The organism is Paracoccus marcusii (genome assembly GCF_006151785.1).
In the GTDB taxonomy this organism is placed as follows: Bacteria; Pseudomonadota; Alphaproteobacteria; order Rhodobacterales; family Rhodobacteraceae; genus Paracoccus; species Paracoccus marcusii.
Map to the genome: position 1 here is coordinate 1 of NZ_VDDD01000095.1, position 13,093 is coordinate 13,093.

Annotated in this window: 12 protein-coding genes; 7 read left to right on the forward strand and 5 right to left on the reverse strand. The window is 68.8% G+C overall.

Going from position 1 to position 13,093, the window contains the following annotated elements; genetic code table 11:
- From FHD68_RS13725 to FHD68_RS13735, 3 genes are all read right to left on the reverse strand, one after another.
- A partial coding sequence (locus FHD68_RS13725; RefSeq protein ID WP_208863775.1) for a lysylphosphatidylglycerol synthase domain-containing protein occupies positions 1–361 on the reverse strand: 361 nt, incomplete at its 3' end.
- Positions 358–1,935, reverse strand: a complete 1,578-nt coding sequence (locus FHD68_RS13730) for an alkaline phosphatase family protein (RefSeq protein ID WP_240542426.1) — start codon at positions 1,933–1,935, stop codon at positions 358–360. The genes FHD68_RS13730 and FHD68_RS13725, both read right to left, overlap by 4 nt.
- The gene (locus tag FHD68_RS13735) at positions 1,932–2,675 is read right to left on the reverse strand and encodes a CDP-alcohol phosphatidyltransferase family protein (RefSeq protein ID WP_240542425.1); all 744 of its coding nucleotides are present in this window, start codon (positions 2,673–2,675) and stop codon (positions 1,932–1,934) included. Before FHD68_RS13735 ends, FHD68_RS13730 begins: the two co-directional genes overlap by 4 nt.
- Positions 2,676–2,777: 102 nt before the next feature.
- Between FHD68_RS13735 and FHD68_RS13740 the strand changes: the two genes are divergently transcribed.
- The 7 genes from FHD68_RS13740 (at position 2,778) to FHD68_RS13770 (ending at position 11,938) form a co-directional block, all read left to right on the forward strand.
- On the forward strand, positions 2,778–3,326 hold the full coding sequence (locus FHD68_RS13740) for a cytochrome b (RefSeq protein WP_127898700.1): 549 nt from the start codon (positions 2,778–2,780) through the stop codon (positions 3,324–3,326).
- Positions 3,327–3,489: 163 nt separating this feature from the next.
- Complete coding sequence (locus FHD68_RS13745) at positions 3,490–6,555, forward strand: response regulator (RefSeq protein WP_240542424.1); 3,066 nt, start codon at positions 3,490–3,492, stop codon at positions 6,553–6,555.
- The gene (locus FHD68_RS13750) at positions 6,552–7,415 is read left to right on the forward strand and encodes a CheR family methyltransferase (RefSeq protein WP_127898699.1); all 864 of its coding nucleotides are present in this window, start codon (positions 6,552–6,554) and stop codon (positions 7,413–7,415) included. The genes FHD68_RS13745 and FHD68_RS13750 overlap by 4 nt, the downstream gene beginning before the upstream one ends.
- On the forward strand, positions 7,405–9,234 hold the full coding sequence (locus tag FHD68_RS13755; protein WP_127898698.1) for a response regulator: 1,830 nt from the start codon (positions 7,405–7,407) through the stop codon (positions 9,232–9,234). Before FHD68_RS13750 ends, FHD68_RS13755 begins: the two co-directional genes overlap by 11 nt.
- A gap of 195 nt (positions 9,235–9,429) precedes the next feature.
- Entirely contained in the window at positions 9,430–10,470 is a 1,041-nt protein-coding gene (locus FHD68_RS13760; RefSeq protein ID WP_127898697.1) for a methionine ABC transporter ATP-binding protein, read from the forward strand.
- Positions 10,460–11,134 carry a methionine ABC transporter permease gene (locus tag FHD68_RS13765; RefSeq protein WP_045981317.1) on the forward strand — a complete coding sequence of 225 codons (675 nt, stop codon included), beginning with the start codon at positions 10,460–10,462 and terminating at the stop codon, positions 11,132–11,134. Before FHD68_RS13760 ends, FHD68_RS13765 begins: the two co-directional genes overlap by 11 nt.
- 30 nt (positions 11,135–11,164) lie before the next feature.
- A complete protein-coding gene (locus tag FHD68_RS13770) occupies positions 11,165–11,938 on the forward strand; it encodes a MetQ/NlpA family ABC transporter substrate-binding protein (RefSeq protein ID WP_139085999.1) in 774 nt (257 codons plus the stop codon).
- Here the strand turns inward: FHD68_RS13770 and FHD68_RS13775 are convergent.
- Positions 11,925–12,692, reverse strand: coding sequence for an ABC transporter permease (locus FHD68_RS13775; RefSeq protein ID WP_045981315.1), 768 nt, complete (start codon positions 12,690–12,692; stop codon positions 11,925–11,927). The genes FHD68_RS13770 and FHD68_RS13775 overlap by 14 nt on opposite strands.
- A partial coding sequence (locus FHD68_RS13780) for an ATP-binding cassette domain-containing protein (protein ID WP_139086001.1) occupies positions 12,680–13,093 on the reverse strand: 414 nt, incomplete at its 5' end. The genes FHD68_RS13780 and FHD68_RS13775, both read right to left, overlap by 13 nt.

Here is a 13,093-nt window from a genome sequence, read left to right on the forward strand (position 1 = left end):
CCAGGCGCTCGATCGCGACGGCGGCACCGGCGCGGCGCAGGCCCGCCTGATGACGCGCGCGGACCGCGCGGCCGGCATCGCCCACGACACCGCCGGGCAGCGACTGGTTGACGACCTGCGCAAGGTAGTATTCGCCGATGGCCCGGGTGAGGGGGATGGTCTGGCCAAGCTGCCGCGCCGTCAGCCGCCAGCGCATTGCCGACAGCACCGTCTGCGCCGTCAGGGCCAGCGCGGCGGCCGCCAGCCACAGCGGATCGGCACGCACCAGCAGGTGCAGCGCCTGTTGGCCGTCAAGGCCGAACCACAGAAGCGCCATCACTGCCAGGGCGATCAGGATTTGAAGACTGCGTGTCACGTTCATGCAGGAGGCACGTCCAGGGACCCGGAAAAGTTGCGCATGAAACGGTCGCGAAGTGCTTCCATCGGCATCGCCGGGCTGCCCGGTTCCGGGACCAGCCCCCGCGTCAGGCCCCAACCGTCGGTCCGCGCGACCAGATCGGGCGGGCCGATGACGTGGATCGGAACTTCTCGGCGGTCGTCCAGGCCGATGGTGGTAGCGGCCTGGTGATCGCCGACCAGGATCATCAGGGGCGCGTCCGTTCCTTGCCGCGCGGCATAGTCCAGCACCGCCTGCAGCGTATAGTCGATCGTGTCACGATACTGGGCCCGCACCCGGTCGCGGTCGCGCCAGACGACGTTCGGCGGATCGCCCGCTTGCGCCATCGCGTCGAATTCGGTGCCGTCGCCCAGATCCTCCCAGGGCAGCATTTCGGGGACCGGGGTCCAAGGCGCGTGGGACGAGATCAGGGCGATCTGCGCGAACAGGCGGCGGGGGTCGCTGCCGTCGCGCAACAGGCGGTCGGTGGCGGCCAGCGTGAACTGATCAGGCATGGTGACCCAGTTGAACGGCTGCCCGCGATAGCCCAGGTCGGGCGCGGCCAGGATTCGCTGAAACCCCATCGTCGACGCCTCGGGCCAGGGACGAACGATGGCGGGCATCACGGCCGCAGTGCGGAACCCGGCATCGGCGGCGTGGTGGAACAGCGTTCGGCGCCCGCTGGCGATGGCCGCCTGATAGCGCGTCTGGTCATTGACCCACAGCCCGTTGGCCAGCGTCGCATGCGCCAGCCAGCTTTGTCCGCCATGCGTCGGCGACGTCAGGAACCCCGATGCCATGGCCAATCCGCGATCCTGCAGCACCTGCTGTCCCTGGCGCAGCCGGGGAAGGTGAGTGTTGGCAAAGAAGGGCGTGTCAAAGCTGGTGCGGCCATAGCTTTCCAGAAAGATCACCAGAACGTCGCGGTCGATCAGCGCAAGCGGATCCTGCAGCCCGGCCAGCGTATCCTGGCGCGCCTGTTCGTTGAACTGGCGCAATTCTGTCACGGTGCGTGCCGACAGCTGCGCGCGGTCGATGGCATAGGCGGCCGTCGGGGGCGGCATTACCGCCAGCAGTGCGATCCCCGCGACAGAGGCTGCCAGACCGGCGATCCGCAACCAGGCGGCACGCGGGGCCCGGCGCATCAGCACGCCCATCGCCCACCATGTGCCTGCAACGATAAGCAACGTGGCCAGAAGCGCGGCCAGAACTGCACCCGCCGCCTGCCAGGGGCCCAAGCTGCCGGCGATCAGCCGGACGGATGCATCGATCAGAGGCAGGTCCGCGACCGGATTGAACCTGCGGCCCAGGCTTTCCAGCATCGCCAAGTCCGCGACCTTCAGCACGGTGACCAGCGTCAGCGCCAGGGTCGCCGCCACGCGCAGCAGCCGCCCCGCGACCGTCCGGCCCGCGGCCAGCGCCAGCAGGATCACCACTGCCAGCTCCGGCGCCGGGCGTGCCAGCGCGGCCCAGGCCAGCTGCTCGGGATGCGCGGGCAGCGCCAGCAGGACGTGCAGCAGCAGGATGGCGGCAAGGACCGACAAGGGCCGGGGGGTCACCGATGGCCCCGCAACCACAGCACGTCGCGGCCAAAGGACCAGATCAGCGCCGCTGCCGCGATCCGCGCCAGGGTGATTGCCAAATCGTCCGACAGGACCGGCACCTGAAGCGCGATCAGCGTCGCAAGCTGCAGCACGCAGACGGCCTTGCGGGCATAGCTGACCGGCAGCGGCGCCATGATCCACGGCCAGACCAGCCCCGCCCCGATGAACAGATAGCGCATGACGCCAAGGGCCAGGATCTCTGGTCCGACGGGGCTGCCGGCCAGGGCGTGCAGCGCAAGGATCAGGGCCAGCGCGGCGTCGACCTCCATGTCAAAACGGGCGCCGAAATCGGAACATAGGCCGCTGCGCCGCGCCAGCCAGCCATCCACCCCGTCCAACGTCAGTGATATGGTTGCGATCGCCGCCACTGCCCAGCCCGCCGCGACCCCGCCGACCAGGGGCGCGATCAACGCCGTCGTCAGCGCCATGCGCATCAGCGTCACCGCGTTGCACGACCCCAGCCTGGCATGCGGATAATGCCTGCGCATCGCAACGCAGACCAGCGCGGCCCCCGCCAGATAGACGACGCCCGCGACCAGGGCACCCGTGCCCTGGCCCAGGACTATCACGCCGATGCCCAGGTTCAGGGCCAGCCCCGCGGGAATGGCCAGGATCAACCCCTCGGGCAGGCGGCGGCCTGCGGCGGGGGCCGGTCTGACGGTGGGATCGGCAAGGTCGGGGCGGGAAATCTGCATCGGGTGAACATATGACAGGGGCATGACGCGTCAAGCTGACTTCTGAACAGGCTTGCCTCAGCACGATCCCGGGCTATCCTGTCGCGACAGGAGGGCTGCGTCATGGATCATCGACCCGCAGGCTATGGCACCACGGCGCGGATGCTGCACTGGCTGGTCGCGGCGCTGATCCTGGCGATGATCCCGGTGGGTCTGCTGATGGTGCAGGACGGGCTGGACCGCGGCCTGGGCGACGCGCTGTACCTGTTTCACAAGAACGTGGGCAGCCTGCTGATCGTCATCATCGCGCTGCGGCTGGTCTGGCGGCTGACGCATCCGCCCGCGCCGCTGCCCGCGACCATGCCAGACTGGCAGCAGCGGGTGGCGGGGTTGTCTCATCTGGCGCTGTACGGGCTGATGATCGTGATGCCGCTGTCGGGTTACGTCCGCGTGCGCGCGGGCGGCTTTCCGATCGAGGGGCTGGATGCGCTTGGCCTGCCGACGCTGGTCCCCCGGTCAAAGCCCCTGGCCGACGCCGCCAGCAGCCTGCACGAACTGGCGGCGTGGGCGCTGATGGCGGTGTTGGCCCTGCATGTCGGCGCGGCGCTGCACCATGCGCTGATCCGGCGCGACGGGGTCTGGGCGCGGATGTGGCCGCCGCGGGCGCGCTGAGCCCTCGACAGGACCGTCCGGTTTGGATATGGCCATGCGGCGCGAATGACGGGGACCGTCGGGTCGCACCGGATTATCAAATATTGATCACAGGCGGTTGAACGAAAGGTCCTGTCGCGGCGTTCGACGGTGACGTCGAAAATGCCGCCGACCAGGAGAGATCGTGACCAAGACCCAAGACCTGACGATTCTGGTCGTCATCGCAGCGGCACTTGCCGGCGTGTTCACCCTTGATCTGATGGTGCCGTTGGGGACGGCGGTCTGGCTAATCTATATCCTGCCGTTGAGCCTTGCGGTCTTCGCGCGCTGGCCCGCGTTGCCAGTGGCCACGGCTGTGCTGGTCTGCGTGGCGATGGCGCTGGCGTTCCAGAAGGACAACACCGGCATCGATCCGACCGTGGCGGCCGTGAACCGCGGCTTGGCCGGGATCGTGTATCTGTGCCTGGGATTTCTGGGGCGAAGGCTGATCGTCACCCGCGGCAAGCTGCTGGACACCGACTGGATCACCGGCACCCAGGTCGCGGTGTCCCGTGCCGTCCAAGGCGACCTGACCGCAGAAAAGCTGGCCCGCCAGGTCCTGCAGGTGCTGGCCGACCGGATCGGCGCGCGGGCCGCCGTCGCCTATGCCCGCAATGGACATGGCCACCTGCGGCTGGCGCAATGGGGCACCGACGGCGACGCCCTGGCGGAACGTGTGGCGGATGACGAAGGCCATCTGGGCCGCGCCGTCACCGAAGGTCGCATCCTGCAGATGTCCCTGGCGCCGGACCAGGCGCTGGGCTGGGCGACGGGACTGGCGCGGGGGCGCACGGCGCATGCGCTGATCGTGCCGATGCGGGACGGGCAGCTGATCAACGGCGTGCTGGAGTTCGGGCTGGATGCCGCCCCGCCGCCTCGCGTGATCGACCTGTTCGAGCGTATCGGAGACAAGCTGGGCATCGCGCTGCGATCCGCCCAGTATCGCCAACAGCTGCAGGAGTTGCTGGAGGAGACCCGCCGTCAGGCCGAGGAGTTGCGCGCCCATACCGAGGAGCTTGCGGCGTCCAACGAGGAGCTGGAGGAGCAGACCCGCGCCCTGCAGGACAGCCAGCGCCGGTTGGAGGCACAGCAATCAGAGCTGGAAGAACAGAACGCCCAGCTTGAAAGCCAGACCCAGGAGCTGGAGGAGCAGCGCGATGCTCTGGCCCGGTCGCGCCGGATGCTGGAGGATCAGGCGCAGGAGCTGGCACAGGAGAGCCGCTACAAGTCCGAATTCGTCGCCAACATGTCGCACGAGCTGCGCACGCCGCTGAACGCGCTGCTGATCATGTCGCGGCTGCTGTCAGACAACCGCGGCCGCAACCTGTCCGAGGAGCAGGTCCGTTGGGCCGAGACGATCGAGGCATCGGGCAAGGATCTACTGGCGCTGATTAACGACATCCTGGACCTGTCCAAGATCGAATCCGGCAAGATGGACGTGTCGCGCGACACGGTCGAGCCGCAGGTGCTGGCCGACAAGCTGGTGCGCGCCTTCGAGGCGCAGGCCCGCGACAAGGGGCTGACCCTGTCGGCGCAGGTCGATCCCAAGGTCGCGGCGTTCTCCTCCGACCGGCAGCGTCTGGAACAGGTGCTGCGGAACTTCATCTCGAACGCGCTGAAATTCACCGAACGGGGGCAGGTGGTGCTGCATATTTCCCCGGCGGCGCAGGGGATCGCGCTGTCGGTGCAGGACAGCGGCATCGGCATCGACGCCAGCCAGCAGGAGACCGTGTTCGAGGCGTTCCGGCAGGCGGACGGCACCATCTCCCGCCGCTTCGGCGGAACGGGGCTGGGCCTGTCGATCTGCCGTGAACTGGCCGATCTGCTGGGCGGGCGCATCACGCTGACCAGCGCGCCCGGCAAGGGCAGCACCTTCACGCTGATCCTGCCCGCCGCCCCGGCGCTGCAATCGCCGGCACCTGCGCGGCGGTCCTTGCCCGCGCCCACGATGCCCGAACCCGCGCCGATGATGCTGGACGCCCTGCCGGGGGTCGAGGACGATCGCGCGGAGATCGGCGCCGGCGACCGGGTGATGCTGGTGGTTGAGGACGATCCGGCATTCGCCCGCATCCTCTACAGTCTGGCGCAGGAGCTGGGCTTCCGCTGCGTCTGCGTGGGCCGAGCGGATGACGCGGTGCGTGCGGCGCGCCATTTCCTGCCGCAGGCGATCGTGATGGATGTGGGCCTGCCCGACCATTCGGGCCTGTCCGCGCTGGACCGGCTGAAGCGCGACACGACCACGCGCCATATCCCGGTGCACATGGTCTCGGCCGACGATTACACCAAGGAGGCGCTGGCACAGGGCGCCATCAGCTATATGATGAAGCCGGTGCGGCGCGACGACTTGGCCACGGCGATCCGCAATCTGGAGACCCGCCTGGAACAGTGCCTGCGCCGCGTGCTGATCGTCGAGGATGATCCCGCGCAGATGCTGGGGCTCAAGGCGCTGCTGACCAGCGACGGGGTCGAGACGGTCGGCGCCGGTACCGCCGCCGAGGCACTGCAGATCTGCCGCAGCCAGACGGTCGACTGCATCGTGCTGGACATGACGCTGCCGGATGCATCGGGGTTCGAGGTGCTGGAGCAGCTGGACGGGGACGGCACGGCGTCCTTCCCGCCGGTCATCGTCTATACTGCGCGCGCCTTGTCCGAGGCCGAGGAGCAGCGCCTGCGCCGCTATTCGAAATCGATCATCATCAAGGGTGCAAAATCGCCTGAACGCCTGATCAACGAGGTCACGCTGTTCCTGCATCAGGTCGTGTCCGATTTGCCGCAGAAACAGCGCGACATGCTGGCCGCGTCGCTGAACCGCGATGCGCAGCTGGAGGGGCGCCGCATCCTGGTGGTCGAGGACGACATCCGCAACGTCTATGCCCTGACCGGCGTGTTCGAGCCGCATGGCGCGACCGTGCAGATCGCCCGGAACGGCCGCGAGGCGCTGGAGGCCCTGGGCCGCATCAACGACGGTGCCGCGCCCAAGATCGACCTGGTGCTGATGGACGTGATGATGCCCGAGATGGACGGCCTGACCGCCACGCGCGAGATTCGCAAGATCGACCGCTGGAAGGGCCTGCCCATCATCATGCTGACCGCCAAGGCGATGGCCGAGGATCAGAACCAGTGCCTGGCGGCGGGGGCGAACGATTATCTGCCCAAGCCCCTGGATGTCGACAAGCTACTGTCGCTGACCCGGGTCTGGATGCCGCGATGAGCGTCGATCCCGTCCCCCTGCGCGCGGCCGACGCGATCGAGCTGGACCTGTTCCTGGAGGCGCTGAACCGGCGCCACCATTACGACTTCAGGTCCTATTCGCGCGCATCGCTGGCCCGTCGCGCCGAACTGGCGCGCGAAAGGCTTGGATGCGCGACCCTGTCCGAGGTGCAGGGCCGCCTGCTGCACGATCCCGCGGTTCTGCCCGACATCATCGACGCGATGACCGTGCAGGTCAGCGAGCTGTTTCGCGATCCGGCCTATTACCTTGCACTGCGCCGCGAGGTGATCCCGCATCTGCGGACCTTCCCCTCGCTCAAGGTCTGGGTGGCGGGCTGTGCCGATGGCGAGGAGCTGTATTCGCTGGCCATCCTGTTCCGCGAGGAGGGGCTGTTCGACCGCACGATGTTCTATGCGACCGAGATCAACCGCCGCGCCCTGGCCCGGGCCGAGGCCGGCATCTATGACATCGATCGCCTGCCGGTCTTCTCGCAGAACTATCAGCGGGCGGGGGGGCTGGGGTCGCTGTCGGATTACTATACCGCCGCCTATGGGCGCGCGGCCTTTGACCGGGACCTGCGATCGCGTACGGTGTTCACCGAGCACAACCTGGCCACCGACCAGGTCTTTTCCGAGGTCCAGCTGGTGTCGTGCCGGAACGTGCTGATCTATTTCGACGGGACGCTGCAGGACCGCGCCGTGGGCCTGTTCGCCGAGGCGCTGGCGCGGGGCGGCTTTCTTGGCCTCGGCTCTCACGAGACGTTGCGCTTTTCCACCCATGCCGCGTCCTTCGCGGCCTTTGCCGAACCGGACCGGATCTGGCGCCGGAATGCCGACCAGGAGACTATTCATGCCCGATAGACCCATCCGTTTCCTGATCGTCGACGACATCGCGGAAAACATCATGGCGCTGGAGGCGCTGCTGCGGCGCGACGGGCTGGTTGTCGACACCGCGCGGTCCGCGACCGAAGCGCTGGAACTGATGCTGCAGCATGATTACGCGCTGGCCTTCCTTGACGTGCAGATGCCCGGCACCGACGGCTATGAGCTGGCGGAACTGATGCGGTCCACCGAACGCACCCGCGGCGTGCCCATCATCTTCGTCACCGCCGCCGAGATGGACGAGGCCCGCCGGTTCCGCGGGTACGAGGCGGGGGCGGTCGACTATATCTTCAAGCCCATCGATCCGGTGGTGCTGAAATCCAAGGCCGAGGTGTTCTTCCGCATCGGCCGCCAGGCCAAGGACCTGCAGCGCCAGCGCGACGAGATGCAGGACATCGCGCTGCACCGCGACCGCGCGATGGCGCAGCTGAAGGCCCATGCCGACAATTCGCCGCTGGCCTTCGTCACGCTGGACCGGAACCTGTGCGTGCGCAGCTGGTCCAAGGGGGCCGAACGCATGTTCGGGCGGCCCGCGGGCGACATGCTGGGCATGACCGCCACCGCGGCGGGCTGGCTGGACGAACAGGGGGCCGCGCTGCTGACCGGCTGGCTGGACAGCCAGCAGGATGGCGTGCCGCGCTTCTCGGCCGAGATCAGCCTGGATCACGCCGATATCGGCCCGATCTGCTGCGAGGTCTATGGATCGGTCCTGTCCGAGGGCCTGAACCGCCAGTCGCTGTCGCTGCAGGTCCAAGACATCACCGAACGAAAGCAGTCCGAGGAGGTCCGCGCCCTGCTGATCGGAGAGCTGAACCACCGCATCAAGAACACCCTGGCCAACGTCCAGGCCATCGCCCGCCAAAGCCTGCGTCAATCCGGCAGCCTGCCCGAGTTCGAGACCAGCTTTGGCGGACGCCTGCAGGCGCTGGCCCGCGCCCATTCGATCCTGTCGGATGCGACTTGGGCCAGCGCGCCGCTGGATCAGCTGATCGACGACCAGATCAGTTCGGGTACGCTGGACGGCGACCGGCTGCGCCGCGACGGCCCACCGGTGGAACTGGCCCCCGACACCATGCTGCGCCTTGCGCTGACGCTGCACGAACTGGGCACGAATGCGGCGAAATACGGTGCGTTGTCGGTTCCGGGCGGGATCGTGCACATCGCCTGGCGCCTTGAGGGGCAGCGCCTGGTCCTGACCTGGCGCGAGACGGGCGGCCCGGCCGTCACCGCGCCGTCGCGCATGGGCTTCGGTATGACGCTGATCGGGGCGGCCGGCGGCGGCGATGCGGCCGCGGTCAGCGCCGACTGGAACCCCGACGGGGTCGTCTGGACCATCCGCCTGACAGACGGCGTGACCCGGCTGGCAGGCCAGGCAGCCACCGCCGAGGCGCTGGTCGGCCAACCCGTCATCCGCGCATCGACGCTGGAGGGCGCGCGCGTCCTGCTGGTCGAGGACGAGCCGCTGGTCGCGCTGGACCTGCGCTATGAGCTGGAGGATGCCGGAGCCACCGTCACCGGCGTCGCCCGCAGCGTCCCCGAGGCGATGGCCGCTGCCCGAAACGGGCCCATCGACCTGGCCCTGCTGGACGGCAACCTGAAGGGAGAGCCGGTGGACGAGGTCGCGGCCCTTTTCGACAGCCTGTCGGTGCCGTTCTGCTTCGTGTCGGGCTATGGCCGCGAGAACCTGCCGCAGGGGTTCGACCATGCGCCGCTGATCGAAAAGCCGTTCCGCCCCGACACTCTGCGCACGATCCTGACCGCGCTTCTGGCGCGCGGGGTGCCAGACGCCGCTGAATAAGGACGCCGTCCTGCCCGATGCGCGTCCCGACCGCTGCGGTCCGTGCGCATCGGCTGGGGCAGGGCCTGCGTTCCGGCAGGCTGTGCGGCGCGCGAACGACCGTTCCGTGCATGATCACGGTGCGGCTGCGGCACGGCTTGCGCCCGGCGGCCGTTTCGGGCAGGACCGCGCCCTGACTTTTGGCAAGCATGCAGGATGCGGATGACCGGCGCGGCGATAACCTTCGAAGGGCTGGGCAAGTCCTTTCCCAAGGCGGGCGGCCAGGTGACGGCGCTGGCCGACATCACCCTATCGGTCCCTGAGGGCGGCATCACCGGCATCATCGGCCGTTCCGGCGCGGGCAAATCCACGTTGCTGCGCATGGTGAACGGGCTGGAGCGGCCGACAACGGGCCGCGTCACCGTCTCTGGTCGCGACGTGGGCACCGCCACCGGGTCAGCGCTGCGCGCAATCCGGCGCGATGTCGGCATGATCTTCCAGCACTTCAACCTGCTGGCCTCGCGCACGGTGCGGGGCAACATTGCCTTGCCGCTGGAGGTCGCGGGCACGCCGCGCGGCCAGATCCGCGCCCGCGTCGACCAGCTGATCGAGCAGGTGGGCCTTGGCGCGCTGGCCGACCGCTATCCGGCGGAACTGTCGGGCGGGCAGAAGCAGCGCGTGGGCATCGCGCGCGCCCTGGCCACCGGCCCCAAGGTCCTCCTGTCGGACGAGGCGACCAGTGCGCTGGACCCCGAGACCACGCAGACCGTCCTGGACCTGCTGGCGCAGATCAACCGCGACCTGGGCGTCAGCGTCCTGCTGATCACGCATGAGATGGCCGTGCTGCGCGACATCGCCAGCCACATGGCGGTGATCGAGGCGGGCCGCATCGTCGAGGCCGGTCCGACCTACGACATCTTCGCGCGCCCCCAGCACCCGACGACCCGGCGCTTCCTGTCCGGTGTCACGGGCGCCACGCTGCCGGCCTTCGTCGCGGCGCGGCTGCAGACCGATCCGCCGGGCGATCAGGTGATCCGCGTGACCTTTGCGGGTTTGCATGCGACCGACCCGATGCTGGCGCGTCTGGCGACCGATCTGGGCATCAGCGCCAACATCCTGGGCGGCACCATCGAGGAGATCGGCACGCGCCCCTTCGGCAACCTGCTGATCTCGGTCCCCCAGGACCGCGGCGATCAGGCCCGCGCCTTCCTTGAGCAACACGGTCTGACCACGGAGGTGCTGGGCCATGTCCGCTAACCTGATCCCGATCCTCTGGGACGCGACGCTGCAGACGCTCTACATGGTCGCCATCTCGGCGATCCTGGGTACGTTGGGCGGGCTGCCTCTGGGCGTGTTCCTGGCCTGCTCTCAGCGGGGCGAACTGCTGAGCGCGCCGTGGATCAACAAGGTGCTGGGGCTGGTGGTGAACGCAACGCGTTCGGTCCCGTTCATCATCCTGGTCGTGGCGATCATCCCCTTCACCCGCGCCGTGGTCGGCACGTCGATCGGCACGGACGCGGCCATCGTGCCGCTGACGCTGGCCGCAATCCCCTTCATCGCGCGGCTGGTCGAGAACGCCATCCGCGAGGTCGATGCCGGCCTGATCGAGGCCGCGCGCGCCATGGGTGCGACGCCGTTCCAGATCATCCGCAAGGTGCTGATCCCTGAGGCGCTGCCCGGCATCACCCTGGGCCTGACCCTGGCCGTGGTCAGCCTGATCGGCTATTCCGCGATGGTCGGCGCGGTCGGCGGGCAGGGCCTGGGCGATCTGGGCATCCGCTATGGATACCAGCGCTTCATGCCCGAGGTCATGGCCGCCGTCGTCGTCATCCTGATCGTGCTGGTGCAGCTGGTCCAGTCGCTTGGCGAATGGATCGCGGCCCGCGTCGACCGCCGCGCGCCCCGCAACCGCGGCGCCTGAATTTCCCGCAGACAAGAAAGGACGAATCCCATGCTGCGTCTGACAACCTTCGTATCCGCCATCGCCCTCTCCACCGCCGCCATGGCCGAAGACATCAAGGTCGGCGTGTCCCCCGGCGAACATGGCGAGATCATGGAGAAGGTGGCCGAGGTCGCCGAACCCCTGGGCCTGACCATCGAGGTCATCGAGTTCTCCGACTACGTCGTGCCGAACCAGGCGCTGGCGGATGGCGATCTGGACGCCAACAGCTTCCAGCACCGCCCCTATCTGGAGAACCAGATGAAGGACCGCGGCTTCGAGCTGGTCGAGGTCGGCACCACCATCACCACGCCGATGGGGATCTATTCCGACAAGGTCGAGGACATCGCCGACCTGCCCGAGGGCGCGCAGGTCGCGACCCCGAACGATCCGACCAATGGCGGCCGCGCGCTGCTGATCCTGCAGGATCTGGGCCTGATCACCCTGGCCGAGGGCACGGGCCTGGTCCCCAGCCCGCTGGATGTCAGCGACAACCCCAAGGGTCTGCAGTTCCTGGAGCTGGACGCGGCGCAGCTGCCCCGCGCGCTGGCCGATGCCGACATCGCGGTGATCAACACCAACTATGCGCTGGCCTCGGGCCTGTCCCCGCGCGAGGATGCCATCGCCATGGAAAAGGCCGACAGCCCCTATGTGAACATCCTGGTCGTCCAGCAGGGCCGCGAGGCAGAGCCTTGGGTCAAAACCATGGTCGAGGCCTATCAGTCGCCCGAGGTCAAGGCCTTCATCGACGAGAAATACGACGGGGCCGTCATCACCTCGTGGTGATCGCCGTAGTGATTGCTTGGGGCCGTCCTTCGGGGCGGCCCCTTTCCGTCAGACGCTGGACCGCGCCCGCCGCGGCGAACAGCGCCAGCCCCATCGCCGTCAGCACGGCCAGGGCCGCAAACATCAGGTCGGTCTGACCCCGCCCGTTCGCCATCAGCATCACATGGCCCAGGCCCCGGCTGGAGCCGACCCATTCGCCCACGATCACCGCCAGCGGCGCCTGCACCGCCGCCAGCCGCAGCCCCGACCCAAGCGCGGGCAGGGCGGCGGGCAGCTGGATCAGCGTCAAGCGCCGCAAAGGCCGGGCGCCCATCGACCGCGCCAGATCGTCCAGCGCGGCGGGCGGGCGCATCAGCGCGTCGAACAGCACCGATGCCACCGGGAAATAGACCACCAGCGCCACCATCACGACCTTGCTGGGCGCGCCGTAGCCCAGCCACAGCGTCAGGATCGGGGCCAGCGCAAAGACCGGCACCGCCTGCGCCGCGATCAGCATCGGTCGCAGCAGCCACCGCGCCGCGGGCGACAGCGCCAGATTGACCGCCGTCCCGACCCCAAGCGCCACCCCCAGGGCCAGCCCCGCCGTCAGATTGGCCAGCGTAAAACGCGCATTCACCGCCAGCATCGCGGCGTGATCCATCAATGCCTGCGCCACCCGCGCCGGTCCGGGCAGGATGAAGGGCGGCACGTTGCTGGCCCAGACCACGCCCTGCCAGACCGACAGCGCGACCAGGACGGCGATCAGGCCGCGCATGGCATCAGGCTGCGAAACAGCGCGGCTTGGGCCGCCAGAACCTGCGGGTCGTCCAGCGCGCGCGGCGTGGGCGTCGCGGGCAGGGCCAGCGGGCGGGTTCCCCGGGCATCCAGCAGGAAGGCCGCGTGGCAGAGGCGCGCGGCCTCCAGCGGGTCGTGGGTGATCAGGATGACGGTTAGCCCGGCCAGGTGCCGCGCCGCCAGATCCTGCATCTGCGCCCGCGTGGCGGCGTCCAGCGCCGAAAAGGGCTCGTCCAGAACGACGACCGGGCGATCCTCGATCAGGGTGCGGGCCAGGGCCACGCGCTGACGCTGGCCGCCCGACAGCTGGGCGGGGCGGCGCGCCTCCAGCCCTGCCAGACCCAGATCGGCCAGCAGGGCGCGGGCGCGGGCGCGGTCGGG

Excerpts from the sequence above, each read along its gene's own strand:
- FHD68_RS13735 (WP_240542425.1), bottom strand. The coding sequence starts at position 2,675 with ATGCAGATTTCCCGCCCCGACCTTGCCGATCCCACCGTCAGACCGGCC.
- FHD68_RS13740 (WP_127898700.1), top strand. The coding sequence starts at position 2,778 with ATGGATCATCGACCCGCAGGCTATGGCACCACGGCGCGGATGCTGCAC.
- FHD68_RS13750 (WP_127898699.1), top strand. The coding sequence starts at position 6,552 with ATGAGCGTCGATCCCGTCCCCCTGCGCGCGGCCGACGCGATCGAGCTG.
- FHD68_RS13755 (WP_127898698.1), top strand. The coding sequence starts at position 7,405 with ATGCCCGATAGACCCATCCGTTTCCTGATCGTCGACGACATCGCGGAA.
- FHD68_RS13760 (WP_127898697.1), top strand. The coding sequence starts at position 9,430 with ATGCGGATGACCGGCGCGGCGATAACCTTCGAAGGGCTGGGCAAGTCC.
- FHD68_RS13765 (WP_045981317.1), top strand. The coding sequence starts at position 10,460 with ATGTCCGCTAACCTGATCCCGATCCTCTGGGACGCGACGCTGCAGACG.
- FHD68_RS13770 (WP_139085999.1), top strand. The coding sequence starts at position 11,165 with ATGCTGCGTCTGACAACCTTCGTATCCGCCATCGCCCTCTCCACCGCC.
- FHD68_RS13775 (WP_045981315.1), bottom strand. The coding sequence starts at position 12,692 with ATGCGCGGCCTGATCGCCGTCCTGGTCGCGCTGTCGGTCTGGCAGGGC.